General features: G+C 61.9%; 25 protein-coding genes and 3 tRNA genes. 11 read left to right on the top strand and 17 right to left on the bottom strand.

Annotated elements, in window-relative coordinates:
- Positions 1–8 precede the first annotated feature (8 nt).
- Entirely contained in the window at positions 9–821 is an 813-nt protein-coding gene (locus tag VIL88_RS13425) for an ABC transporter ATP-binding protein (protein ID WP_331989658.1), read from the top strand.
- A 234-nt stretch (positions 822–1055) separates the two neighbouring features.
- On the opposite strand, the gene VIL88_RS13420 is transcribed toward VIL88_RS13425, so the two are convergent.
- From VIL88_RS13420 to VIL88_RS13385, 8 genes are all read right to left on the bottom strand, one after another.
- Entirely contained in the window at positions 1056–1310 is a 255-nt protein-coding gene (locus VIL88_RS13420; RefSeq protein WP_331989656.1) for a hypothetical protein, read from the bottom strand.
- Positions 1311–1373: 63 nt separating this feature from the next.
- Positions 1374–2186, bottom strand: a complete 813-nt coding sequence (locus VIL88_RS13415) for a cyanophycinase (protein WP_331989654.1) — start codon at positions 2184–2186, stop codon at positions 1374–1376.
- The gene (locus tag VIL88_RS13410; protein WP_331989652.1) at positions 2183–3049 is read right to left on the bottom strand and encodes an isoaspartyl peptidase/L-asparaginase family protein; all 867 of its coding nucleotides are present in this window, start codon (positions 3047–3049) and stop codon (positions 2183–2185) included. Before VIL88_RS13410 ends, VIL88_RS13415 begins: the two co-directional genes overlap by 4 nt.
- Entirely contained in the window at positions 3046–5817 is a 2772-nt protein-coding gene (gene cphA / locus VIL88_RS13405; RefSeq protein ID WP_331989650.1) for a cyanophycin synthetase, read from the bottom strand. Before cphA ends, VIL88_RS13410 begins: the two co-directional genes overlap by 4 nt.
- A gap of 315 nt (positions 5818–6132) precedes the next feature.
- Positions 6133–6207: transfer RNA gene (locus VIL88_RS13400), tRNA-Glu, on the bottom strand.
- Positions 6208–6257: 50 nt separating this feature from the next.
- Positions 6258–6332 (bottom strand) — tRNA-Glu (locus VIL88_RS13395).
- Between the two features lie 75 nt (positions 6333–6407).
- The gene (locus VIL88_RS13390) at positions 6408–6884 is read right to left on the bottom strand and encodes a YcbK family protein (RefSeq protein WP_331989648.1); all 477 of its coding nucleotides are present in this window, start codon (positions 6882–6884) and stop codon (positions 6408–6410) included.
- 133 nt (positions 6885–7017) lie between these two features.
- Positions 7018–7434 carry a VOC family protein gene (locus tag VIL88_RS13385; protein WP_331989646.1) on the bottom strand — a complete coding sequence of 139 codons (417 nt, stop codon included), beginning with the start codon at positions 7432–7434 and terminating at the stop codon, positions 7018–7020.
- Positions 7435–7605: 171 nt separating this feature from the next.
- Between VIL88_RS13385 and VIL88_RS13380 the strand changes: the two genes are divergently transcribed.
- Both VIL88_RS13380 and VIL88_RS13375 read left to right on the top strand, forming a co-directional pair.
- On the top strand, positions 7606–8208 hold the full coding sequence (locus VIL88_RS13380; protein ID WP_331989644.1) for a cold-shock protein: 603 nt from the start codon (positions 7606–7608) through the stop codon (positions 8206–8208).
- 10 nt (positions 8209–8218) lie between these two features.
- Positions 8219–8695 carry a DUF192 domain-containing protein gene (locus tag VIL88_RS13375; RefSeq protein ID WP_331989642.1) on the top strand — a complete coding sequence of 159 codons (477 nt, stop codon included), beginning with the start codon at positions 8219–8221 and terminating at the stop codon, positions 8693–8695.
- A 1-nt stretch (position 8696) separates the two neighbouring features.
- Here VIL88_RS13375 and trhA read toward each other — a convergent pair whose 3' ends face one another.
- On the bottom strand, positions 8697–9380 hold the full coding sequence (gene trhA, locus VIL88_RS13370) for a PAQR family membrane homeostasis protein TrhA (protein ID WP_331989640.1): 684 nt from the start codon (positions 9378–9380) through the stop codon (positions 8697–8699).
- 167 nt (positions 9381–9547) lie between these two features.
- Here trhA and VIL88_RS13365 point away from each other — a divergent pair, with 167 nt between their 5' ends.
- Complete coding sequence (locus VIL88_RS13365) at positions 9548–9964, top strand: metalloregulator ArsR/SmtB family transcription factor (RefSeq protein WP_331989638.1); 417 nt, start codon at positions 9548–9550, stop codon at positions 9962–9964.
- Between the two features lie 208 nt (positions 9965–10172).
- Here the strand turns inward: VIL88_RS13365 and VIL88_RS13360 are convergent, their stop codons facing one another.
- The 8 genes from VIL88_RS13360 to VIL88_RS13325 all read right to left on the bottom strand — a co-directional run bounded on the left by VIL88_RS13360 (position 10173) and on the right by VIL88_RS13325 (position 17482).
- The gene (locus VIL88_RS13360) at positions 10173–11516 is read right to left on the bottom strand and encodes an FAD/NAD(P)-binding protein (RefSeq protein ID WP_331989636.1); all 1344 of its coding nucleotides are present in this window, start codon (positions 11514–11516) and stop codon (positions 10173–10175) included.
- Positions 11517–11526: 10 nt separating this feature from the next.
- Entirely contained in the window at positions 11527–11973 is a 447-nt protein-coding gene (locus VIL88_RS13355) for an Rrf2 family transcriptional regulator (RefSeq protein WP_331989634.1), read from the bottom strand.
- Positions 11974–12183: 210 nt separating this feature from the next.
- Complete coding sequence (locus tag VIL88_RS13350) at positions 12184–12954, bottom strand: ABC transporter ATP-binding protein (RefSeq protein WP_331989632.1); 771 nt, start codon at positions 12952–12954, stop codon at positions 12184–12186.
- 7 nt (positions 12955–12961) lie between these two features.
- The gene (locus VIL88_RS13345; protein ID WP_331989630.1) at positions 12962–13942 is read right to left on the bottom strand and encodes an ABC transporter substrate-binding protein; all 981 of its coding nucleotides are present in this window, start codon (positions 13940–13942) and stop codon (positions 12962–12964) included.
- A gap of 38 nt (positions 13943–13980) precedes the next feature.
- On the bottom strand, positions 13981–14820 hold the full coding sequence (locus VIL88_RS13340; RefSeq protein ID WP_331989628.1) for an ABC transporter permease: 840 nt from the start codon (positions 14818–14820) through the stop codon (positions 13981–13983).
- Between the two features lie 5 nt (positions 14821–14825).
- Complete coding sequence (locus VIL88_RS13335) at positions 14826–16178, bottom strand: LLM class flavin-dependent oxidoreductase (protein WP_331989626.1); 1353 nt, start codon at positions 16176–16178, stop codon at positions 14826–14828.
- A 54-nt stretch (positions 16179–16232) separates the two neighbouring features.
- Positions 16233–16799: an FMN reductase gene (msuE, locus tag VIL88_RS13330; RefSeq protein WP_331989624.1), complete on the bottom strand. Its 567-nt coding sequence runs from the start codon at positions 16797–16799 to the stop codon at positions 16233–16235.
- A gap of 606 nt (positions 16800–17405) precedes the next feature.
- A tRNA-Arg gene (locus VIL88_RS13325) sits at positions 17406–17482 on the bottom strand.
- Between the two features lie 502 nt (positions 17483–17984).
- On the opposite strand from VIL88_RS13325, the gene VIL88_RS13320 reads away from it, so the two are divergent.
- From VIL88_RS13320 to VIL88_RS13290, 7 genes are all read left to right on the top strand, one after another.
- Positions 17985–19226: an ABC transporter substrate-binding protein gene (locus VIL88_RS13320; protein WP_331989622.1), complete on the top strand. Its 1242-nt coding sequence runs from the start codon at positions 17985–17987 to the stop codon at positions 19224–19226.
- Between the two features lie 113 nt (positions 19227–19339).
- Complete coding sequence (locus VIL88_RS13315; protein ID WP_414650152.1) at positions 19340–20257, top strand: carbohydrate ABC transporter permease; 918 nt, start codon at positions 19340–19342, stop codon at positions 20255–20257.
- Positions 20254–21183, top strand: a complete 930-nt coding sequence (locus VIL88_RS13310) for a carbohydrate ABC transporter permease (protein WP_331989618.1) — start codon at positions 20254–20256, stop codon at positions 21181–21183. The genes VIL88_RS13315 and VIL88_RS13310 overlap by 4 nt, the downstream gene beginning before the upstream one ends.
- A gap of 4 nt (positions 21184–21187) precedes the next feature.
- Positions 21188–22270: an ABC transporter ATP-binding protein gene (locus tag VIL88_RS13305; protein ID WP_331989616.1), complete on the top strand. Its 1083-nt coding sequence runs from the start codon at positions 21188–21190 to the stop codon at positions 22268–22270.
- A 169-nt stretch (positions 22271–22439) separates the two neighbouring features.
- Complete coding sequence (locus tag VIL88_RS13300) at positions 22440–23189, top strand: sugar phosphate isomerase/epimerase (protein ID WP_331989614.1); 750 nt, start codon at positions 22440–22442, stop codon at positions 23187–23189.
- A 5-nt stretch (positions 23190–23194) separates the two neighbouring features.
- Complete coding sequence (locus tag VIL88_RS13295; protein WP_331989612.1) at positions 23195–24334, top strand: Gfo/Idh/MocA family oxidoreductase; 1140 nt, start codon at positions 23195–23197, stop codon at positions 24332–24334.
- 142 nt (positions 24335–24476) lie between these two features.
- Complete coding sequence (locus VIL88_RS13290) at positions 24477–25532, top strand: sugar phosphate isomerase/epimerase (RefSeq protein WP_331989610.1); 1056 nt, start codon at positions 24477–24479, stop codon at positions 25530–25532.
- The last annotated feature ends 58 nt before the right edge of the window (positions 25533–25590 follow it).

Below are 25590 nucleotides of genomic sequence, written 5' to 3'. Positions count from 1 at the left end.
GAGATGCCATGACCGTTAGCCACCAACTGCTCGCTGCGGGTCTCGATCTCGGCTATGGCGACCGCCAGATCGTCTCCGCGCTGGACCTTGCCATTCCGCCGGGGAAGCTCACCGTGATTGTCGGCGCCAATGCCTGCGGCAAGTCGACGGTGCTGCGGGGCCTGGCGCGCCTCCTGTCGCCAACGCGCGGGGCCGTTTATCTCGATGGCAAGCCCATCCACCAGATGCCGACGCGCGAGGTCGCGACCGTCCTCGGCGTCCTGCCTCAGTCGCCGATCGCCCCGGATGCCATCACCGTGTCTGACCTTGTGGGCCGTGGACGCTATCCGCATCAGGGCTGGTTCCGCCGCTGGACTCCGGAAGACGATGCCGCTGTTGCCCAGGCGCTGCGCGCCACCGACACGCTGGAACTGGCGGATCGGCCGGTGGATGAACTTTCAGGAGGGCAGCGCCAGCGGGTTTGGATCGCCATGGCGCTAGCGCAGGAGACGGACCTGCTTCTGCTGGATGAGCCAACCACGTTCCTCGACATCAATCACCAGGTAGAAGTGCTCGATCTGCTGACCGACCTTGTGCGCAACAATGGCCGCACCATCGTGGTCGTGCTGCACGACCTCAACCTGGCCTGCCGCTATGCCGACCACATCGTAGCCATGAAGGCCGGCAAGCTTGTGGCGGAAGGGCGGCCGAGCGCCGTGATTACGGAGGAGGTGGTTGCCGACGTCTTTGGCATGACGTCGCGTATCGTTGTCGACCCCGTGTCCGAAACGCCAATGATCGTACCAATTGGCCGTCACCATGTGGAGAGGGCGCCGGCCTGAGACATGCGGTTAGCCTGGTGGCGAAGTCTCGTCGGTGCGTCTGCTGGAGGGTAGTAAGGACTCCAACTCGCGCCTTAGCCGGGCAATCTCCTGCCGCGCTTGCTCCAGTTCAGTCTCCAGATCGCGAATCCGCATATCTGCCAACTGAAGTTCGCTTTTCTCAGGGCGTAACTCACCATTCGGCACGTCTTTCAAGCTAGTCATCATGCTTCCTTTCGGAACGGGCCTTGTTGCTTAGTCACTGTCGCCAAGGTCATCGACACGATCGTTCTCGTTTTCGGTGCCATTCGTGCGTGGCTTGCTCTGGCTCTTCTCAGCGCCGTAGCCGGGCGCGCTGCTGTCGTTGGCGACGCTCTGACCTTGCTGGGCTACCTGGCTTTGGTCTGGCCTGTTTCGGTCCTGGTTCTCCTGCGTCACCTGATGGATGTCTTCCGGGGCCTGCGCGTCCGGCGACGGATTGGATGGATTATCTTTGTTCGGCTGGGTCATGGCGACCTCCTCTGTCTACCGTACTAATGGCTTGTTCACGTCCTCGTTCCGCAAACCTCCGGTTCACGGCCTATGGGGACGTCGGGTGACTAGATCGAATTTGTCGCCGGTGCTGAGCACGTGAAGCGTGAGGTCGTGGATGGAGAGGGTCGTGCGGCTGTCGGCTTCGGCGACGTCGGAATGGGTAGCGCCATAGGCGTCGACCAGGTAGACGGCACCACTGCCGATCACGCGGAACTGCTCGCCTTCCACCACAATGGCCGTGTCCTCATCGATGCCGATACCGAGCTCACGCGGGTTCTGCGAGACGGCGCCGATGAGCCGTCCGATGCGCCCCCGTTCCGCGAAATGCTGATCGATGATTACATTGGAAAGCAGGCCGAGGCCCGGCGCCATGCGCACATCGCCGATGCGAAAGGATGCGCCGCTCGTACCCTTGACCAGCATTGTATCGCTCATCATCGATGCTCCGGCCGAGGTGCCGGCAATCGTCCCACCGGCTTCATAGATCGCCTTCACGCGGTCAAAGATCGGGGTGCCGCCGATCTGGCTAGTGATGCGGAGCTGGTCGCCGCCCGAAAAGAACACAGCCTCCACCTCGTCCAGCGCCTGGAGCTTTCCGGCATCGCTCGCCTCGACACGATCTTCGACGTAAAGCTCGGTGACTTCGCCAATGCCAAGCTCCGCAAAAGAGGCCTGGTACTTTTCGAGGTACCCCTCCGGCTCATGTGAGGCGACCGTCGCCAGGACCAGCTTTCCGTTGCGGATGCGGCTGGCCACCTCCTTGAGGATGATCTTGTCGCCGTCATGGTCTTCATGGCCGCCGATGATGATGAGCGTGCCCTGCTTGCCGCTTGCTTGCTTGGCCCGCGTCATGAGGCATCGCCCTTGCGGGTGAAAGCCTCGGGACTGTCACGGTCGCTGTTCTGGAACGCCACGGCGAAGTCGCGGCTGTTGTGGCGCCAGCCAAACTCTCCGGCAGGGGTGAGGACGATACCACCGGCTTCGCCACCGATCGCGGCGACATGATCGAGAGCGTCTTGGAGCGCGCCCTCCGGTTCGTCCGCGGAAAGACGGTGCATGACACGCGCTGCGAGCATCTTACGCGCGATGTGCTCGCCATCGCCAGAGAAGGCTACGGCACCGACCTTGTCGTCGACATAGTAGCCGCAGCCAGGCTGGGGCGAGTCGCCGACGCGCCCCACGGGTGAACCGTCGAGGCCTCCAGTCGAGGTGCCAACGGCGAGGCGTTTGCTCATATCGAGGGCGATGCAACCAACTGTGTCGTGCGTCCCCGTTTGCTTGGCTTTCTGTTCTTTGGGTGGGATCAGATCCGCTGGATCGCAGAGTTCGAGCCCGCGTTCAGCCGCAAAGCGGCGCGCGCCGGGGCCGGACAGAAGAATTTCCGTCTCATGCAGCATGGCCCGGGCGACGCTGATCGGGTGGCGAACGCCCTGGATAATGGAGACGCCACCCACATTGAGTTCGCCACCTTCCATCAGCGCCGAGCACATCTCCACCTCGCCATCGGCGTTGAGGGCGCTGCCATAGCCGGCATTGAAGGTGGGATCGCTTTCCAGTTCGCGAATGGCCGCCTCTACGGCGTCGGCAGCCGAGCCATTGGACTGGAGAACGGAGCGGCCCGCCGCTAATGCCTTAAGGCAACCGTGGCGGTGGGCCTCGGCCTCTTCAGGTTCGATTTCCTTGGCGCCGCCGTGAAGAATGATCGCCCACATCATGAAGCACTCCGCAGTTGCACTGCATCGACTGAGCCGAGCGGCGCGTGCACAGGATCGAAGGCGAGGATCTGGTCCCAAACCTCCTCTATGTGGTCGGCCATCAGCACCACGAGGTCACCAGGCCGTGCCAGCCTGAGGCTGAGATCGGTCGCGCCGTCTTCGGGCAGGACGGTGTAGATGCGGTCGGCTGAACAGCCCGCGGCTGTGGCACCCTCCTGCATCAATGCTGCGATCGTCCCGGACTCGCGCCCGCGCAGCATGTCGTCTTCCTTAAGCACGAGGACGTCGAACAGGCGGGCTGCCAGCGACCCCATTTCGCGAATGTCGCTGTCGCGCCGGTCACCCGCAGTGCCGACCATGCCGATCACCCGCCGATGGCGACTGCGCATCTTGGTGACCAGGTGGCCAAGCGCCCGCAGGCCATCCGGGTTGTGGGCATAGTCGAGGATGGTGCGGAAACCATGCCCGTCATGGATGTTGAGCCGCCCAGGCGAATCCTCGAAGGATGTGGTGAAGTCCCGCATCGCAGCGCGGATCGTGTTGAGCGGTACGCGGTGGCAGTGCGCCATGGCGACGGCGGCCAAGGCATTGGCGACGTTGAACTCAGCCCAGCCTTCGAAGGTTGCGGGAATATCCTGCACCTTCATGAAGTAGATCGCCTCATTGTCTTCGTGGATGACGATGTCCCAGCCTTCGCCCATCCCTTGGCGGTTGATGGCGCGGCCGCCTTTTTCGACATGCTCCACCAACCATTGCGGCCATTCAGCCTGATCCTTGAGCGTGAAGTAGCAGATCTGCCCGCCCGCTTGCTGCGCCATGGCCGCAGTATGCTCGTTGTCGGCATTGAGGATGCTCCAGCCGCCGCGGCGGACAGATTCCACGACCACCGATTTGACGGCGGCCAGATCCTCGATCGTGTCGACGCCCTTGAGCCCCAAATGATCCTCGGTGACATTGAGGGCAGCGGCGACGTCGCACTCGTCGAAGGCTAGGCCCTCGCGCAGGATGCCGCCGCGGGCGCATTCAAGCACAGCCGCATCAACGCCGGGCTCGCGCAGCACGACGCGGGCGCTTCGTGGGCCGGAACAGTCGCCCGTCATCACCCGCTGCCCGTCCAGGTAGACGCCTGTGGTTGAGGTGAGGCCTACATTGTAGTGCGCGTGCCTGAGGATATGATTGAGCATGCGCGCCGTCGTGGACTTACCGTTGGTGCCGGTAATGGCGAAGATCGGAATGCGTCCGGTCGAGCCATCGGGGAACAGCATGTCGAGCACGGGTCGGGCCACATTCCGCGGGCGCCCCTGGAAGGGCTCGAGATGCATCCGGAAGCCCGGACCGGCATTGACCTCGATGATGCCGCCGCCGGTCTTGCTGACCGGCTGGGCGATGTCAGGGCAGACAAAGTCGATGCCGGCGATGTCGAGGCCCACGATCTGTGCGGCGCGGCGGGCGATAAGGGCATTTTCGGGATGGATTTCGTCAGTGCGGTCAATGGCCGTACCGCCGGTCGAAAGGTTCGCGGTGGGGCGTAGGTATACTTCCTGCCCCACTTGGGGCACGGATTCGATGGTGAGGCCGCTGACGCCAAGAAAGCGTTCGACGCAATCGTCAACTTCAACCCGGGTCAGGACGGAGGAATGTCCCACCCCACGCCGCGGATCCTGGTTCACTTCGTCGATCAGCCCGCGAATGGTGCGGACCCCGTCGCCCACTACATGAGCAGGAATGCGCTTGGCGACGGCGACGACCTGGCCGCCGATCACGAGTATGCGGTGATCAGCGCCCTTGAAATAGCGTTCGACAATGACGGTGCGGCCATGCTCGCGCGCCTGTTCGAAGCCCCAGCGCACGTCGGCCTCCGTCTGGAGATCGATGTTGACACCGCGGCCGTGATTGCCGTCGAGCGGCTTGGTGACAACGGGATAGCCGAGGTCCCGAGCCGCGCTCACGGCATCATCCGCCGAGCGGACCAGTTCGCCTCTAGGAACAGGCAGACCCGCTTGATCGAGCAGCAGCTTGGTCAGGTCCTTGTCGGCGGCAATCTCGGTCGCCACTTCCGACGTCATGTCGGAACAGGAGGCGCGAATGCGTTTTTGGTGCTTGCCGTGGCCAAACAGAATCAAGCTCGAGTCGTCCATGCGCTGCCATGGGATGTGGCGGCGCTCGGCCTCGTGAATTAGCGATGCTGTAGTGGGGCCAAAGGCGCGGTATGCGGCAAGGTCGGTGAGCCGTTCCAAGCCGGCAGCTAAATCAGTGAAGACCTCACCTTCGCAGATCTCGTCGAGCCCGCTGATGCCCCGGAGATGATCAGGAAGGAGGCTGTTGACCAACTCGACCGCGAGTCGGCCAGCGGCCAAGCCCACCCTTTCGTCGGCGAAGCAGAAGAGGATGTTGTAGACGCCGGGGCGCCCCTTGACGCTGCGGGTCTTGCCGCGAGTCACGCGCATACCGACCCGGGACTGCAGCTCGATAGCGACATGCTCAATGACATGGCCCAGCCACGTTCCCTCGTTCATTCGGCGTACGAAGCCACCCGGCTCACCATAGGAGCATCCGTGCTCCCACAGACCGGGCAGCAACGCGACCAGGCGGTCTGCGAACCCTTCGATAGTATTAGTGGGCCATTCTTCGAGCGAGCCCAGATCGAGCTGGATCTGGATCATGGGCAGCTGGCTGTAAAGGTGCGGGCCACGATAAACCTTTGCGGAAACTACCTCCATAGCCTTAAGCTGCAAGTCGCCCGACACAGGCTTCACATCGGTTATCATGGTCAGCACTCCTCCGGCCTTGCGCGGCCATACTGTAGTGCCTCAATGGAAGCCTCATACCGAGGTTGCCGAGACTAACCCCCGTTGCTTCAACAACTTAACATTTGTTAGATGGCGTCTGATCGTTGTGCTGACTTTCTTGCACAATCCGGGCAGGAGCACTTTCCCTCCTGGTTCTACAGCCTAGGAGGAAAGGCAGGGAGGTGAGCGCTGCATCACCAGGACGCGCGAAAAAGCAGCTATCCCGCAAGATGCTGCGGACAACGGGTAAACAATACAGGTGAGTGAACATTCAAGCCTGGCGCTTGATGCCGCTGGTACGCCCAAGGGGAATCGAACCCCTGTTCCCGCCGTGAGAGGGCGGTGTCCTGACCGCTAGACGATGGGCGCGGAGCGAGGAACTCGATGCTAGCTCTCAGCAGCCCCGCCAGCAAGGGGGGTGGTACGCCCTAGGGGAGTCGAACCCCTCTCTGCACCGTGAAAGGGTGCCGTCCTAACCGATAGACGAAGGGCGCCTAAGCGCTGGTGACGGTCGTATAGTGGGATGATTTGATCCGCGCAACCCATTTGCGTGCAATAGCTCAACTTTTTCAACAGCCCGAAAAAGTCACCGGCCGCTTGTAGCCGCGCGGGCGGTCGCGCACGTCCACATGGATGAATTGACGGCCGGGATAGCAGCCAACGCCGCCGGCGCTGCTGCGGTTGATTGCGTAGGCGATCAGCTGCTGCTTATCGACGCCCGGAATGTAGAAATCGGCCGCCATGCACTTGGTATGGTAAGAATTATCGGCGCCGCCAGCAGCCGCATTGTGCTGACTGTCGCGGTAGCCCGAATTCATGATGACCTTGCGGCCGAACTGGCCCTCGAATTCCCAGATCAGGAAACGCAGCTTGGGGGACAGGCAGAAGGCGTTCACCTCGCGGCTGGACACATAGGTGCCCCAGTCACTCCTCTTTCCCGCATAGGCGGAGCCGCTGCCGCTGGCAAAAAGCGCCATCGGCACACAGGCCGCCAGGGACAGCGTGCAAACAAGGAGGGCGGCAAGGGAGCGGAGGGGAGCGGGCATCGCGACATCCAGTGGCCGGTGTTGCGCTTGAGCAACAAACAAGCTTGGTTCTGAGTAGTCGCTAAAATACGATCGGTTTCGCTAACCGGGCGCTAAGCGCCACGGTTAGCAAGACGTTAAGTGAGCGGTCGGCTTACCAGGTGCCGGTATTCGGCATGGAAAGCCAGGGCTCCTGCGGGGGCAGGGTGCCTTCCTGGATCAGCTCGATGGAGATGCCGTCAGGAGAGCGCACGAAGGCCATATGGCCATCGCGCGGCGGGCGGTTGATGGTGACGCCCATGTCGCTCAGATGCTGGCAGAGCTTGTAGATATCGGCCACACGGTAGGCGAGATGGCCGAAATTGCGGCCTCCGGTGTACTCTTGCGGATCCCAGTTGTAGGTCAGCTCGACCTCGCCACCGGCGTCGCTGGGCGCGCGCAGGAATATCAGCGTGAAGCGGCCCTTTTCGTTCTCGGTGCGGCGCACTTCCTCGAGGCCGAGGCCTTCGCAGTAAAAGCGCAGGCTTTCCTCGACATTGGTGACACGCACCATCGTGTGCAGGTATTTCACGTCTCTTCTCCTGGTGGATTGACTGCGCCGAGGCCTAACAAGCCAAAATGGCAGCGGCAACCCGCACCAATCCCAAACAAAGCCTTAACAATCGCCGCTGAATCGGCCAGAGTGAGTCGATATTGTTTAGTACCTTGCGGCGGCGAGGCGAGTACGAAGGGCTTGGATAGCATGGGCGCCAAGACAACAGGCGAGCACGAGAACCGCACGGAGGTGCTGGCGCGCTCCAATGCGGCACCGGCGGGTGACGCAAGCCTCGACACGATCGAGGTTTCGGGCGCCATCAAGTGGTTCGATGCCGGCAAGGGCTTCGGCTTCATCGTGCCCGACAACGGCATGGCCGACGTGCTGCTCCATGTGACCTGCCTGCGCCGCGACGGCTATCAGACGGCCTATGAGGGCGCGCGCATCGTCGTGGAGGCCCTCAACCGCCCCGGTGGTCTGCAGGCCTTTCGGGTCATTTCCATGGATGAATCCACCGCCCGCCATCCGGCGCAGATGCCGGCGCCGCGCACCCATGTCGTGGTGGAGCCGACATCGGGCATGGTGCGGCTGGAAGTGAAATGGTTCAACCGCATCCGTGGCTTCGGCTTCCTGTCGGAAGGCGAGGGTGCTCCGGACATCTTCGTCCATATGGAAACGCTGCGCCGCTTCGGCATTACCGAGTTGCGTCCGGGACAGCATGTGCTGGTGCGCTACGGTCACGGGCCCAAGGGCCTTATGGTCGCCGAAATTCGGCCCGATGGCTGGGGCGACGCGCCGTCTTCCCACTAGGAATCATCACATGAACATGATTGTTCAAGGCCTTGCTCCTGCTGCCATATGCGGGGCCGTCGCGCTCGCCCTGAGCCTGCTGGTGCCCCCCTTGGCTGTGCTGGCTGACGAGAGCCAGCTAACCCTTCATACCCAATCCGGCGACTACGAGTTCAACGTATCGGTGGTAGACACACCGGAGTCCCGGGCCAAGGGGCTGATGTATGTCACCGAACTGGCCGATGATGCCGGGATGCTGTTCGACTTCAAGGAAGAGCGCCCCGTCGCCTTCTGGATGCGCAATACCTTCATTCCGCTCGACATGATCTTTGTCGGTGCGGACGGTGTGGTCAGGAATGTCCATGCCAATGCCCGCCCGCATGATCCGACCAGCATTCCGTCCGACGGTCCGGTTCAGTTCGTGCTCGAGATACCGGGCGGCCGCGCAGCCGAGATCGGTCTCGAAGCCGGTGACACCATGGAGCACGACCGCATCAAGGCTGAATAAGCTAGAGCCTGTGGATTACCATGCAGTCGATCACTGCCCAAAGGTGCAGGCTAGCGCCGGTGACCACGAAGGCGTGCCAGAGGGCGTTCTGGAAATAGAGCCGTTCCCAAAGGTGGAAGATGATGCCCAAGGAGTAGGTAATGCCGCCCGCCAGCAGCAGCCAGAGCGTGCTTGCCGGAAGGCTCTGCGCCAAGGCCTGGAACATCAGAAGTCCGCTCCAGCCAATGGCGAGATAGAGGACGATGGCAAGCCGGCCAAAGCGCTCAGGGACGATCAGCTTGAGGGCAACGCCAACCAGGGACGCGCCCCAGACGAAGCTGGTCATCAGCGTGCCGGTCGTCGTGCCGCCCAGCACGGCGAGAAAGGGCGTGTAGGTACCCGCGATAAACAGGAATATTGCGGCTTGGTCGAAGCGGGCCAGCCACATCTTGACCGGTGAAACGGGCCAAAGATTGTAGGCAAGCGAGACGCCAAGGACGGCCAGCAGCGAAGCGAGGTAGATAGCAAGGGCAGGGACAGCGTCGGGCGCCGTTTCCACAAGCGCTATCGATAGAAGGGCGCTGCCCAGGATCAGCGCGCCAACCAGGCCGAGCACATGGACGGCGCCATCGACGATCTTCTCGGCCAAGGTGAAGGGGCGCTGCTCGCGGCTCCACCATGAATAGCTGGTCGGCGGTTCAAACACGGTTTCTAGTCTCGATTCAGCGGGTTGGCCGCACCTCTTGCCGAAGCAGATTGCGCAGCAGGTTCGGCGGCTTAACGCTTGTGGTGCATAACCCGTTGCAACCACGGCCCTGCGCTTGACGGGTAACTCTGCCGTTACTACTGCGAGGTGAAATCCGTGAGACACGCATGCCCCCCATCGCCGTTCTTGTAGCCCTTGCCGATCCCACCCGCTGCCGGATCATCGAAATTCTGCAGGAGGGCCCCAAGCCCGTGCATGTTGTGGCCGGTGCCTTCAAGATCAGCCGCCCAGCCATTTCGCGCCATCTGCGGGTTCTCAAGCAAGCCAAGCTGATCAGCGAGAAAAAAAGTGGGCGTGAAAACCTATATGCGCTGCATGCCGGCAAGTTGAAGCCCGTCGTGGAATGGCTCGCTGCGATGCAGCGGAAGCAAGGCGCAGCGCTGGCGGTGGAAACGGTGCAGGCTCCGCCGCCGGGAGTCATATTGGCGAAGCCAAAGCCAGCAAAAACAGCGAAGGTCAGCCAGATTGAACCAACTTTCTCGCCATCTGCTGCACCAGTCTCACAGATGGGCTTCGACTTTTAGCTGGCGGAAGAGCTGAGTGTTGAATTGCCATTTAGTTTACACTTCGCCGTGCGGAAGGCCAAGATCACTGGTTTTATCTGATGAAGCCTCGCCGTTAGTGTGATCCAGATCGTGCCTTGGCAAGATGATGCACCCTGCAAGTTGCCACCGACACTGATGGTCTGACCTAGATCATCTCCAGTAGACAGGCGTCAAAATACGCAGAGATCTATTCAGCTCGCAGAATCGATTCAGCCAAAGCCTGGCATTGGAGGCGAATGTCGGGGACGGCTTCGATCTCGAAAAAGCGCCCGCGCGTCAGGGGGCCGACCACGCGCACCCGCTGCGATACGTTGCCGTCGGCGCCCACGAGGGCACAATGGTCGTCGATGTCGAGCCCGATATGCATGCTGTCCGCCTGGGCTGCCCCGGTCCGGACCAGATGCTGGACAAGGGGATTGTTGCTGGCCCTGACATCCACACTGACGCCGCCGCAATCGTAGACGCGCGCCACGTCCATGATCTGCCGCTCGTCGGTTCCGCGTGGTCTCAGCGTTGCCCGAACACCGGTTTCTGAGCGTTCGATGCCGACAAATTCCGCGGCGACCAGAGTGACCTGGCCCCTGGCGACCGCTTGCACCAGGCGGGCGTGCAGATCCGGGGGCAGGCGATGGCGATGGACATTCCACCAGGGCCGTACGTGGCGCAGGAACTGCCGCCTCTCGCGCTGCGGCCAGCTCTGCCACAGGCGCTGGTTATAGGGCCGCAGCCCATCGACCACACTGCGCCAGTCGCCCCCCTGGCTTTCGGTCTCGCGAACAAGGTCGCGGAACCAGCGGGCAAGGTAGGTGAGGCTGGTGCCAAAGGGCACATCCGCCGCGTCGATGCTGAGGGGAGCCACATCGCGATGGCCGGTGGGTAGGAGGCCATTGCGGGACACCACTGTGATGGGGCCGCGATGCTGCGCCTCGGCCAGGGAGATCCAGGCGTCGACCATGCTCAGCCCCGAACCGAGGATCATCACGCTGGCGTCCGGGTCGAGCGGCGTATCGCTTTCCGAGCCGGAGCGCACGGCGATGCCCCGTCCGCGAGCGGCCTGGGTTTCATGCCCGACCGCCAGCGCTGCCCAGTGGCTGGCAATGCTTGTTCCGTTGCCAAGGAGCGTCTCGACGCCGACGCGTGTCTCGTTGAGGGCAAGAACCTCTTCGCTCAGCACACGCAACCGTCCGGGGATGCGGTCGCCTGCTTCACGCAGCACATCCTCGAGATAGGCCCCATATTGCCGGCGCGGCACGAAGACGAAGCTGCTCGCATGCCTGCCCGGTTCGCGCCGCTGCAGCCAGCGCCAGAAATGGTCCGGAGAGTCGGCGAATGCGCTCATGCCACGGGCGGGGACATTAACACGGTGGTGGCGCATGCGCGCAGAATAGGCGAGGCCCTGGCCCAACTGGCCCTGCCGCTCGATCAATGTGACGCGCAGGTCCGGGTCGTCGCTGCGCAGCAGGTGTGCGGCGAGCAGGACGCCACTGGCGCCGCCGCCAATGATGGTGATGGTTTTTCCCACGGGGCTCACGAGGCGATCCTCATGCCGTCATGATGTTGGGGAGGGCATCGGCGCCGCCCAGTGCGGTGAGCTGGGTAAGACTGGTCTTGTCCAGGACCTCGGCAATGGCATTGCGCACTTCCAGCATCAGGTGGCGCACCTGGCAGGTCTCGACGTCGCAGTCATCGCAGGGTTGATAGCGCGTGCGGCTGGCACAGGGAATGGGCGCCAGCGGCCCGTCGAGAACCCGTATGACATGGCCGATCATGATCTCGTCAGCGGCACGGGCGAGGCCATAGCCGCCCAGCTTCCCCTTGCGGCTGCGCACAAAGCCCGCATTGCGCAATTCGGCAAGAATGGCATCGAGAAACTTCTTGGGAATGGCATTGGCGCGCGCCACCTCCGCCACGCCCAGCAGTTGGCCCTCTCCTGCTTGCGCAAGAGCGGCCAGGGCCTTGAGGCCATATTTGCCTTTTCGAGTGAGCATTGGCGTGCGTCCGGCACAAACCGGACCATCCGGCAGAGGTGTCCGGGTTATACGGTCCGGCATGATGGGAGACAAGCGGGGCGCCTGTGGCGGGAACACCACCAGCGCTTCCGCTGCGCTGCGCCGCCACGGATCGCCGTTATATGGGGCTCCAAATGATTGTTGCATTTCCTGCTCCATTGCCGAGGACAACGCCAGCCGGTGGTCTCGTCAGTGCAGGCCGAATTCGGCCATGAGGCGCCGCCGCATTTCGACAAAGCTCGGTTCATTGCGATCACGCGGGCGTGGCAGGTCGACCTCGATCAGGCGCGGTGCGGCGCCGCGCTGCCTGGGCAGGACCAGCACGCGGTCGGCGAGGAATATGGCTTCCTCGAGGTCGTGGGTGACAAGGATCATGGTCACCCTTTCCTCGTGCCAGATGCGGGCCAGCTCTTCCTGCATGGTGATCTTGGTCATGGCGTCGAGCGCCCCCAGCGGCTCGTCGAGCAGCAGGATTTCCGGCTGCACCGTCAGGGCCCGGGCAATGCCGACGCGCTGCGCCATGCCGCCGGATAGCTGGCGCGGAAATGCCGTTTCGAATTCCTGCAGGCCAACAAGGCGAATGTAGTGACGCGCGCGCGTCTTGGCCTGCTCCTTGTCGACACCCCTGGTTTCGAGGCCGAAGGCGACATTGTCCAACACGGTCAGCCAGGGCAGAAGCCGGGGCTCCTGGAAGATCACGGCCCGTTCGGTGCCGACGCCGCTTATCGGTTCGCCATCGATCAGCACCTGCCCGCCATCGGCGGTTTCGAGCCCGGCGAGAACGCGGAGCAGGGTGGTCTTGCCCGATCCGCTGGCGCCAACAATGGCCAGGCTCTCCCCCGGCTCGATGTTGAGGTTGAGGTCTTTGAGGACCTGGAGGCGCTGGCCGTTGAGCGCGAAGGATTTGGCAAGGTCACGAATGGTGACCTCGCCGCGGCTGGTGGTTGCTTCCAAGCTCATCACGGCCTCACTTGGACGCCACGGCGTCATTGGCCACAAAGAGGATCTCGCTCGGCGACAGCACACCGGCCGCTACCTTGCCTTCGCGTTCGAGAACATCGATCCAGAACTGGACGTCACGCTCGACGGCAAGGCCGCCTTCGCGCACGCCATAGCCCTGGAAGTACTGGGCGAGATCGCCGTTCTCTCCACGCTCATTGAGGGCGTCCCTCAGCACCACCTTGGTTTCTTCGGGGAATTCACGTGCATAGTCGAGCGCACGGGCCGATTGCTCAACGAAGATCCGGGCGGCCTCAGGATGCGCCTCGACCCAGTCACGCCGCAGGGTCACGAAGCCGCCAGCGATTTCGCCCAGCACTTCGGTATCGCCAAAGACCTTCCTCAGCCCGCCATTCTGCCGAGCGGCACCTTCAAACGTGGTCTGCCAGTAGCCGAAGGCGGCGATGTCGACCTGCCCGGAGCGCAGGACCTGCTCCAGCTGTGGTCCCGGAACGACGATCAGATTGGCCGCGTCGGGCGGCAGGCCATTCTGGTGCAGAGCCTCGCGCACGGCATATTCGAGATGCGCGCCCAGCGTATTGACGGCAATGGTCTTGCCGACGATGTCCTTGATCTCTTTGATCGGACTGTCTTCGAGCACGTAGAAGATCGACTGGGCCTCTTCGGTGATGCCGTTGGAGGGGTAGGCGGCCACGAAGTCGTTGCCGGCGGCGATGGAATTGAGCACGGCAGCGGTGGCTGCGCTGCCAAGATCGACGCTGCCCCCGGCAAGGGCGATCAGGGATTCGGGGCCGCCGGCGGCATTGCCGACATTTTCCAGCGTTATGCCGGTGCCTTCGAAATAGCCAAGCTCGGCGGCGAGTTCATGGGCGGAGAGGCCGCCGCTGCCCCCCAGATAGCGGATGGTGACGTCTTCGGCGACAGCGGCGCCGGTCAGGGCTGCAAACACCGTGGTGGCGAAGGCAAAGCTACGGAAGGAGAAGGTCATTTTGTTTCCTTGAGGAGAGGGTGCAAAGGCGTGGCCGTTCAGCGAGCAATCTCGGCCCAGCGGCAGAGTCGGCTTTGCAGCAGGATGAGGATGGCGTTGGCAGCTAGCCCCAGCAGGGCCAGGAGTACGATCGCCGCAAACATCAGGGGGATCTGGAAGTTGTATTGGGCATTCATCACCTGGAAGCCGATGCCCTTGTTGGCGCCGATCATTTCGGCAGCGATCAGCAGCAGCAGGGCCGTGGTCGCCGAAAGGCGCAGGCCGACAAAGATGGCCGGGGCCGAGGCGGGCAGTACGACGCGGCGGAAAACCGTGAGCCGCGAGGCCCCGTAGGTGCGGGCCATCTCGATCAGCTTTTTATCCACTTCCTTCACGCCGCCGATGGTCGACAGGAGGATCGGAAACAGCGTCGCCCAGAAGATCACGAAGACTTTGGAGGTTTCGCCGAGGCCGAGCAGCAGGATGAAGACCGGATAGAGCGCCAGGGCCGAGGTCTGGCGGAACAGCTGCAGGATCGGATCGAGGGCGCGCTCGACCGCCCGGATCTGCCCCATGAAGAGGCCCAGCGGAATGCCCAGGGCAACCGCTGCCGCAAAGGCCAGGCCCGAGCGTTGCAGGCTGATGGCAATGTCATCGACGAGCGCGCCCGAGGCGATGCCGTTGAATAGGGCGCCACCGATCACGTGGAGCGGCGGGAAGATGGAGGGGTTGATCCAGCCCTCCGTGGCCGATACCTGCCACAGCGCCAGAAAGGCGAGCAACAGGCCATAGCGCGACCAGATGGAATGCAATGGGCGAACGAGGCGCCCGGACAGCGCGAGGGAGGGCGCCTGACGCAGCGGCAGGTCGACGGAATGATCGATGTTCTGGATGGTCATGGCATCTACTCCGCGGCCTGTGCCGGTTGTCGCGAGACGGTCCAGCTATTGGTGGGATAGGGCAGCCCCAGATTGCCGCGCAGGGTGCTGGCTTCGTATTCCGTGCGGTAGAGGCCCCGGCGTTGCAGTTCCGGGACGATCAGTTCGACAAAGTCGTCGAGCCCGGTCGGTAGCCAGGGCGGCAGGATGTTGAAACCGTCGGCGGCCTCGTTCTCGAACCAGTCCTGGAGCGTGTCGACGATGGTTTCAGGCGTGCCCACGATGGTGAAATGGCCGCGGGCCGTGGCGATCCACTGATAAAGCTGGCGAATGGTGAAGTTGTTTTCGTCCGCGATCTGCCGGATCAGCGCCTGGCGCGATTTCATGCCCTCGGTGGGCGGCGCCGGCGGCAGCGGACCATCGAGGTCGTAGCCGGAAAGATCGAGCGTGCCACCGGTGAGGCCGTTGAGGAGCGCGATGCCATCTTCCTCGATGATGAGGCTCGTCAGGCGATCGTACTTGGCCTGGGCTTCCTCGAGCGTCCGCCCGATAAAGGGCGCCACACCCGGCATGACGAGAATGTGGGCGGGGTCGCGACCCGCGGCACGGGCCCGGGACTTGATGTCGCGGTAGAATTCCTGCGCCGTCGCCAGATGCTGGTGGGCGGTGAAGATCACTTCCGCCGTCGTGGCGGCGAGGCCGCGGCCGTCTTCCGATTGTCCAGCCTGAACGATTACCGGATGACCCTGGGGCGAGCGCGAAACGTTGAGGGGGCCGCGCACCTTGAAGTGCTCGCCCTTGTGGTCGGTGTAGTGGACCTTTTCCGGGTCGAAGAAGCGTCCGCTTTCCTTGTCGCGCAGGAAGGCGTCGTCCTCAAAGCTCTCCCAGAGCTTCTTGACTACCTCCACGTGCTCGGCGGCCCGGCGATAGCGGAAGGCGTGGGGATGCTGGGCATCGAGGTTGAAGTTGTGCGCCGCCGATTCCGTCGCTGTCGTCACCACGTTCCAGCCGGCGCGGCCGTTCGAGATGAGGTCGAGCGAGGCGAACTTGCGGGCGAGATTGTAGGGCTCTTCGTAGGTGGTGGAGGCGGTGGCGATGAAGCCCAGGTTCTCGGTCAGCGGTGCGAGCGCCGAAAACAGCGTGACCGGTTCGAAGCCGGCGACCTTGGCATTGCCGCCCTCGATGCCACCACCAAAGGCGATAGCAAGGCCATCGGCCAGGAAATAGGCGTCGAACAGGCCGCGCTCGGCGGTCTGGGCCAGCTCCTTGTGGAACTCGAAGCTTGTGGCGCCATCGGCGGGCTGGTCGGGATGACGCCAGGCAGCGATATGCTGGCCGCCACCGGGAAGAAAGGCACCAAGGCGAATCTTGCGGGTCATTGTGTACTCCTGGAAATGGGGATGAACAGGTGCGCCGGAACGCGGCCTGCTGCGCTATTCAGCTGCGATGGTGACGGGGTCGGCGTTGGACCAGCCGAGCCATGGGGCGAACTGGTCGACGGCGCGATCGAGCCGGGACAGCAGGGCGGGCGAAGCGGGCTTGCCATCGGCGAAGTCGGCGGCGCCCGCATAGATACCGGTGGCAAGCGTCACCGCTTCAAAGAAGCCGAACAGCGGCCGCAGGTGATGTTCAATCACAAGAGCATGTTTTTCGCCGCCGCCCGTGGCGGTCAGCAATACCGGTTTACCCGCCAGGTCCTTGGGATCGATGAGGTCGAAGACGTGCTTGAAGAGCCCGGTGTAACTGCCCTTGTAGACCGGACTGCCCACGACCAGCGCGTCAGCCGAGACGATCTTTTGGAGAACCGCCTGCCCGGTGCTGTCGAGCGCCCCTTGTCCTCCGGCGGCCGTAACCAGCGACGGCAAGATCTCGGCCATATCGTAGCTTTCGACCGTGACGCCGAAGCGCTCCGAAGCTTGCGCCAGCGCCAGTTCGACCAGCGCCTTGGTCTTTGAGGGCGCCCCGAGGCTGCCAGAAAATCCTACGATGCGGTATGTCATGCTTAACCTCCATTAGTCTACAAAGCTTATAGACAAAATGGTCGCGGGCTAGGCTCCGCAGTTTTGAAAATCACCGGCAGAGGAGCAAAATAGGCTAAAGGTCGAGCCGATAAGCAGCCATACATTCCAGCACAGGTCGATCAGAACGGGGATGGCGCCAAATTTTGCCCGTCAGCAGTTTCGATGAGAACGGTTGCCGCTCGAAGCCGTCAGGTGAAACAGCAGCTTTGCGCTAAGCTGCGAGGCCCATGCGGTAGGCTGAACGCATCAGTGCGGGTTGCCGGAGGAGCACTCGGCGGATGCCAGAACATGTCAGGTAGTGATACGTGCCAATTTTGCATCAGCATCAGAGATTACAAGGGAAGCCTCTACTGAGTATCAGCTTGACCTACTCAGCTGCGTCAGCGTCAACGCCCGGCTTGATCGCATACCACCGACACTTCTGTGGCGAACCTTTTGGGATGTGCGCCTGCTTAGGTCACAAGGAAGCGGCTAACTTACACTTGCGCGTTGACCTCCACGCGCCCCGGCAGTGCCAGAGACAGATCGAACAGGAGCTTCCATTGAGCCTGTAAAGGGCATCCTATGGTGCGCCAACCCGAGCGTTGGCGATCCCGACAGGATTCGAACCTGTGACCAACAGCTTAGAAGGCTGCTGCTCTATCCAGCTGAGCTACGGGACCGATGGGTTTCGTTTAGCGCATTTTGAGCCAAAGGGAATGGCTTTTCGGGTATCGGCAGGCTCGTATCGGTAGTTCGGAGCGTCCTGTTTCTGTGCCGCCTTGACCCACATCCGGCACCGCTTATTCCAATGGAGTGCGCGAGGATCTCGCGGCAGCGCTGTAACTTACAGTGCTCTCCCGTCTTCAGGGCAGGGGGGGGCTCCACCGCTCCCTCCACGTGTTGAATGTCGTGGAGCTAAACAGTTGGCTGTGTGCAAACTTCTGCACTCATCCCCCCGCAGTGGGATGCGCACTTTTCACTCAGCTATGCATTGCGTGTAAATCTGTGTTGACAGCGGCGCAACACGTGTAGGAAGGTAATGCAATCGATTGCGGAACTTTAGGATTATCCTATGCAATCGATACATGCGGCCAGCTCGGGATGCCTCACAAGAAGGCAGCCTTGCGGCTGGTGGCGTCGGGGAGCGCTGGGCGTTCCAGGTGTTCGTTGGGAGGACAATCTATGAAGAAGTTTACCGTGGTTGCTGCTTTGGCAACCGCATTGATGGGTTCGAGCTCGGCCATGGCTGTTGATCTCGAAGTGACGCACTGGTGGACGTCTGCCGGTGAAGCTGCCGCTATCGCCGAATTCGCCAAGGTCTTTGAAGAACAGACCGGCAATAACTGGGTCGACTCGGCTCTAGCCGGCTCGGGCACCGGCGCCAATCCGGTCATCATCAGCCGCATCATCGGCGGCGACCCGATGGGCGCTACCCAGATGAACACCGGCCGCGACGCTGAAGAGCTCATTCAGGCCGGCCTGATGCGCGACCTCACCGACGTCGTTGCCGACATGGATATCGAAAGCTTCTACGTCGATCCGAAGTTGCTCGATGCCTGCCGTTATGAAGGCGGTCTCTATTGCCTGCCGATCAACATCCACTCGTGGGATTGGCTGTGGCTGTCCACCGCTGCATACGAAAAGATCGGCCAGCCCGTTCCCAAGGACTGGAACGAGTATGTTGCGTCCTGGCCGGCTCTGCAGGAAGCCGGCATTCAGCCCTTTGGTCTCGCCACCGGCTGGCCTTTCTCGGGCATCCCTGGCGTGCTGATGTCTGCTCTGGGCGGTCCGGAACTGATCAACCGCGTCTATGTCGACAAGGACCCGGAAGCTGTTCGCAGCCCCGAATTCCGCAAGGTGGTCGAGGCTCTCGATTCGCTGCGCAAGGTTGTTTCGCCTGAGACCATGGTCCCCTCCTTCGGCGATGTTGGCACGCAGCTGCTTGAAGGCACTGCGGCCGGCAACATCCATGGCGACTGGCTCGCCGGCGATTTGCAGGTTGCAGGAGGCGTTCCCGGCGAAGACTACGAATGTCTCCCCGCTCTTGGCCTCGGCACCCAGCTCGGCGGTGGCGGTGACTCGTTCTACTTCCCGGTCCTGCCGGAAGGTACCGACCCGGCCGTGATCCAGGCGCAGGCAGACCTTGCTCGCATCCTGATCTCGCCAGAAGCCCAGCTCAAGTTCAACATGGTCAAGGGCTCCATGCCCATCCGGACCGACATCGATTTGAGCCAAGCAAATCCCTGCATGCAGAAGGCTCTGGAACTGCTTCCGAACGGCCTCCTGGCAACCGGCGACGCCAACCTCTCCAGCGATGCCCAGCAGCAGACCCAGGACCTCAACACCGAGTTCCTCGACGACGACAGCATTACGGTTGATGACTACATCGAGCGCTATGCCTCGATCATCGAGTCGGCCGACTAAGTCTCTGCCTGGCTAAGTGGGAGTTCGCTCCCGGCAATGAAAACGTGGCCGGCCTTGAACGCCAAGGTCGGCCACTTCTCCAGGAGATATTAATGGCGGACACTGCCCTTCCTTTGGAGGCGGGCGTCACGGTCAACCGACCGAGCCTGCTGAAAAGAATTTTTCTTCACAACTTGCCCGCCAAGTTCGCTGCGCTGCCCATGATGGCCGCCGTGCTGGTCGTCTTCGTTGGCTGTACCCTGTGGACGATCTACTACTCGTTCACCAACTCGAAGCTTCTGCCCACCGGCAAGTTCATCGGCATCGAGCAATATGAGCGGCTGTTTGCAACCTCGCGCTGGAATGTCTCGATCTACAATCTTCTCGCCTATGGCGTGATGTCGCTGATCTTCACGCTGGTGATCGGTTTCATCCTAGCGGTGCTGATCGATCAGAAAATCCGCTTCGAGAGCGCCTTCCGTACCATCATGCTCTATCCCTTCGCCCTGTCCTTCATCGTGACGGGTCTGGTGTGGCAGTGGATCATGAATCCGACCCTCGGGCTGCAGGGGACCCTGCGCAACTTAGGTTTCGAGAATTTCACCTTCGACTGGATTGCCAATCCACGTATGGTGCTCTTCGCCCTGCTGATCGCCGGCCTTTGGCATGGCACCGGCTTTTGCATGGTGCTGATGCTTGCCGGCTTGCGCAGCGTGGACGAAGAAATCTGGAAGGCTGCCCGCATCGACGGCATTCCGACATGGCGCACTTACGTGTCGATCGTGCTGCCGATGATGCGTGGCGTGCTCGTCACCGCGGTAGTAATCATTGGCTCGGGCATTGTGCGTCTCTACGACCTGGTTGTGGCGCTCACCAATGGCGGGCCAGGCATCTCGTCGGAAGTGCCGGCCAAGTATGTCTACAACTACATGTTCTCGGGCGGAAACATCGGGCAGGGCCTCGCGGCGGCTACCATGATGCTGCTGACTGTCCTGATCATCATGATCCCATGGGCCTATCTTGAATTCGGCGGAAAGGGACGTCGCGCATGAGCCAGACCGCAACCATAACCGGTTCGGCGCCCGCCGTAGCCGGTTCCGTCGAGGCCAGTGGCCCGCGCCCGAAGCCGTTCTTCACACCGCGCAAGATCATCATCTATTCGGTTCTGGTGATGTTCTCGCTTTACTACCTGTTCCCGCTCTATGTGATGTTTTCGACATCGCTCAAGGGAATGCCCGAGATCCGCTTTGGCAATATCTTCGCCTTGCCGACGGCACCCAATTTCGATGCCTGGGTGAAGGCTTGGACCAGTGCCTGCACGGGCCTGACCTGCCAGGGTCTGGCACCTGGCTTCTGGAACTCGGTCAAGATCACCATCCCGAGCACGATCGTCTCGATCTTCATTGCGGCGGTGAATGGCTATGCGCTGGTAAACTGGCGCTTCAAAGGCTCCGAGATCTTCTTTGCCATCCTGATCTTTGGCTCCTTCATTCCCTACCAGGTGTTTCTGTACCCCATGGTGATGATCACCCGTGAGTTGGGTATTTTCGGAACGCTGCAGGCGGTTATCATCGTGCACACCATCTTCGGCATGCCGATCCTGACCCTGTTGTTCCGCAACTACTTCGCCTCGCTGCCGCAGGAACTATTCAAGGCGGCACGTGTCGACGGAGCTGGATTCTGGCGCATCTTCTTCGAGATCATGCTGCCCATGTCGCTGCCGATCTTTGTCGTGGCGCTGATCCTGCAGGTCACGGGTATCTGGAACGACTTCCTGTTCGGCGTGGTCTTTGCCGGCACGCAGAACTACCCGATGACCGTTCAGCTCAACAACATCGTCAACTCGGCCCAGGGCACGCCCGAATACAACGTGAACATGGCCGCTACCGTTCTGACCGGTCTTGTGCCGCTGGCGGTTTATTTCGTGTCCGGCAAGTGGTTCGTCCGCGGTGTCGCTGCTGGCGCGGTGAAGGGATAATCGAATGCAAAACAGCGTTTCCATCCGCGACCTGTCGCTGAACTTCGGCAGCGTGAAGGTTCTCGAACATCTGAACCTCGAGATTGCCCGCGGTGAGTTCATCGTCCTGCTTGGCCCATCCGGTTGCGGCAAGTCGACCCTGCTCAACTGCATCGCCGGCCTCCTCGATATCTCGGAGGGCCAGATTTTTATCGGCGGCAAGAACGTCACCTGGCTCGAGCCAAAGGACCGCGGCATCGGCATGGTGTTCCAGTCCTACGCGCTCTATCCGCAGATGTCGGTCGAAAAGAACCTGTCCTTCGGCCTTCGCGTCTCCGGCATGAAGAAGGACGAGATCGACCGGCGTGTTGCCCGTGCCGCCGAAATCCTGCAGATCGAGCCGCTGCTCAATCGCAAGCCGGCCAACCTGTCGGGTGGTCAGCGCCAGCGTGTGGCCATCGGCCGCGCCCTGGTGCGTGACGTGGACGTGTTCCTGTTCGACGAGCCTCTGTCAAACCTTGATGCCAAGCTCCGCTCGGACCTGCGCGTCGAGATCAAGCGGTTGCATCAGCGTCTCAAGAACACCATGATCTACGTGACGCACGATCAGATCGAAGCGCTGACGCTTGCCGACCGCATTGCTGTCATGAAGAACGGCGTCATTCAGCAACTGGCGGACCCGCATACCATCTACAACAAGCCCACCAACCTCTATGTGGCAGGCTTCATCGGTTCGCCGCAAATGAATATGTTCCAGGGCACGCTGTCGGGCACGACCTTTACCACCGAAGATGGTGTGGTGATCCCGGTGGGCAGCTATGCCTTCGAGACACCCGCCAGCGGATCGACAAAGGCTGTGCTCGGCGTGCGTCCGGAGCATATCGCCCTGGGTGAAGAGGCCGCGGGCATGCCGTTTGTTACCGATGCCGAAATCGAGATTGTCGAGCCGATGGGCTCCGACACGCTCGCCTGGACGCGCATCGGCAACCAGGCGATTACCTTCCGTTGCGACAGCGATGTGGTCATCCAAACGGGGCAGAAGGTGCGGATCGGCTTCGATCCAGGCCGCGGCTCGATCTTCAACGCTGAAACGACCAATCGTCTCTAGAGGCATAGATGCGGCGCCTTCGGGCGCCGCGCGCCGCTCTTGATGGCGGCACTCTTACTTTCATGCTGGTCGGCCTGTCTTTGCGGCGCGACAGCTTCCCGAAACATCCTTAGTCATTGCAGCGCTCAAGCGGTGCAACTGTCCATTCCAACGTTACAACGAGGCCAAAATGACGGTTCTGTCATTCCAGCTCTACAGCGCCCGCAACTATCCTAACCAGGAAGAATTCCTCGCTAAACTGGGTGCGCTTGGCTACACCCAGGTCGAGGGCTACGGCGGGCTCTATGGCGATCCGGCCGCTCTTGCCGCGACGCTGAAGAAAAACGGTCTCTCCATGCCGACCGGCCATTTTGGGCCAGCGCAGGTGGCTGACGTTTCCACCACGCTCAAGACCGCCGAGGCGCTCGGTATGAAGAAGATATACTGCCCCCATATCGGCCCCGAAGGGCGCAGCGAAGACGAGTCCAAGTGGCTTGAACTGGCTGAAATGCTGGCCAAGGCTGGCGAGACCTATACCAAGGAAGGCTACGGCTTCGGCTGGCACAATCACGACTTCGAATTTGTGCCCACCACCTCGGGCCGTACGCCTATGGAAATCATTCTTGAGACTGCGCCAAGCATCGAATGGGAATGCGACGTCGCCTGGGTCGTTCGCGGCAAGGCTGATCCCATTGCCTGGTTCGACCGCTATGGCAGCCGCATCACGGCAGTGCACGTCAAGGATATCGCGCCCAGCGGCCAGAACGCCGACGAAGACGGTTGGGCCGATGTCGGCCATGGCGTGCTCGACTGGGACAACCTTATCGGCAAGGTGACCAGCAAGACCAAGGCTGAGTATTTCGTCGCCGAGCATGACAAGCCTTCCGACGAGCTGCGCTTCGCCACACGCTCGATCGCAACCGCCAGCAAGTGGAAGTAAGCGCCATGACCAAGACTTTCGGCGTCGGCATCATGGGTGCCGGCAACATTTCGAGCGCTTACCTGCGCCTCGCGCCGCTGTTCAAGGGGCTCGAAGTACGTGCCGTCGCCGACATCCTTCCGGCGGCCGCGCAGAAGCGGGCGGAGGAGTTCGGCGTGCGGGCCCAGACGCCTGACGAACTGCTCAAGAACAGCGAAATTGACGTCATCGTGAACCTCACGATCCCTGCGACCCACTACTCGGTCTCGATGGACATCGTCTCGGCCGGCAAGCACGCTTATTCCGAGAAGCCCTTCGTCCTGTCCCTGGAAGAGGGCATGGCGCTCAAGAAGGCCGCGGATGATCGTGGCTTGCAAGTGGGTTCGGCGCCCGACACCTTCCTCGGTGGCGCACACCAGCAGGCGCGCGAGATCATCGATAGCGGCCAGCTCGGCAAGATCATGAGCGGCACCATGCATGTCATGAGCCGCGGCATGGAGCACTGGCACCCCAATCCGGAGTTCTTCTTTCAGCCTGGCGCCGGTCCGATCCTGGACCTCGGACCCTACTACATCACCGACCTGATCCACCTGCTGGGGCCGATCAAGCGCCTGTCGGCCTTCACCAACATGGCTCGGACGGAACGCGAGGTCACCGCTGAAGGGCCGTACAAGGGTACCTTCGTCAAGGTGAATACCCCCACGACGATCCACGGCGTCCTCGAGTTCCACTCCGGGGCCATCGTGACCATCGGGGCGAGCTGGGACGTGGCGGCCCATGGTCACCACAATATCGAGCTCTACGGCACCGACGGCTCCATCTTCGTGCCCGATCCGAACTTCTTCGGCGGCGACCTCGTGACGGCCAACATTGCCGGCGAACGCAGCAAGGTAACGCCGTGGGATCATCCCTTCGGCAAGGCCAATCAGGATCTCGACAAGGAAAACCCGCGGGCTAACTATCGTGCCGCAGGCCTCGCTGACATGATGGCGTCCATCGAAGGCGGTTACCGCGCCCGATGCGGTCTGGATGTCGCGCTCCATGCCGTGGACGTCATGACAAGCCTGCTCAAGGCCGGCGAGTCGGGTCAGGTTCTAACGCTCTCAACTACCTGCGAGCGTCCCTTGGCTCTGAGCCCGTCCAACGCCGCGGCCTTGCTGAAGTAGTGAGGTGCGTACCTCGTTGACAGGGACCCCAGCCCGGTCAACATTGAGCACCAGATAGATCAGTCAGGCGGCGGCTATCCGCCGCCTGTTTCTATGTTACGGCAAAGAACAAGGCGCCAAGCGCCAGCAGAGGAGCAACGACATGCGCACAATCAAAGGCCCGGCTATCTTCCTGGCCCAGTTCGCGGGCGACCAGGCGCCGTTCAACTCGCTCGACGGCATTTGCAAATGGGCTGCGGATCTAGGCTACAAGGGCGTTCAGATCCCGACCTGGGTGTCCAGCTTTCTCGATCTGGAAAAGGCCGCATCTTCCAAAGCTTACGCCGACGAGATCAAGGGAATCGTGAATAGCCATGGGCTTGAGATCACCGAACTCTCGACTCATCTTCAGGGGCAGCTTGTCGCCGTTCACCCAGCCTACGACACCGCCTTCGATGGTTTCGCTCCATCCTCCGTCCACGGCAATCCCAAGGCGCGGCAGGAATGGGCCGTCCAGACCATGCTGAACGCCGCCAAGGCGTCGCAGAACCTCGGTCTCAAGGCGCATGCGACCTTCTCCGGCGCGCTGGCCTGGCCCTATCTCTACCCCTGGCCGCAGCGGCCTGCCGGCCTTGTCGAGGAGGCCTTCGATGAGCTTGCCCGCCGCTGGACGCCGATACTAAACGCCTTCGATGAAGCCGGCGTCGATGTCTGCTACGAAATCCATCCTGGCGAGGACCTCCATGACGGCGTGTCCTACGAGATGTTCCTCGAGCGCGTGAACAACCATCCGCGCGCCAACATCCTGTACGATCCGAGCCATTTAGTGCTGCAGCAGCTCGACTATCTCGACTACATCGACATCTACAAGGACCGCATCAAGGCCTTCCACGTGAAGGATGCCGAGTTCAACCCGACCGGCCGGCAGGGCGTCTATGGCGGCTTCCAGTCCTGGGTGAACCGGGCAGGGCGCTTCCGCTCGATCGGCGATGGCCAGGTGGATTTCCCGTCGATCTTTGCCAAAATGGCCGCCAACGACTTTGACGGCTGGGCGGTGCTGGAATGGGAATGCGCGCTCAAGCATCCGGAAGACGGTGCGCGCGAGGGTGCGGAGCTGATCAAGAGCTACATCATCCGCGTGACCGAGAAGGCTTTCGACGACTTTGCCGGTGCCGGTACGGATCAGGCCGCCAATCGCAAGATGCTCGGCCTAAGCTGAGACATGTGACCAGGCCGCGGCAGCGCTGCGGCCTGCCTTGACCCATGGTCAGGCACTA

It is taken from the genome of Devosia sp. (assembly GCF_036563435.1).
GTDB lineage: Bacteria > Pseudomonadota > Alphaproteobacteria > Rhizobiales > Devosiaceae > Devosia.
This window is presented reverse-complemented; position numbering and strand designations above follow the sequence as displayed.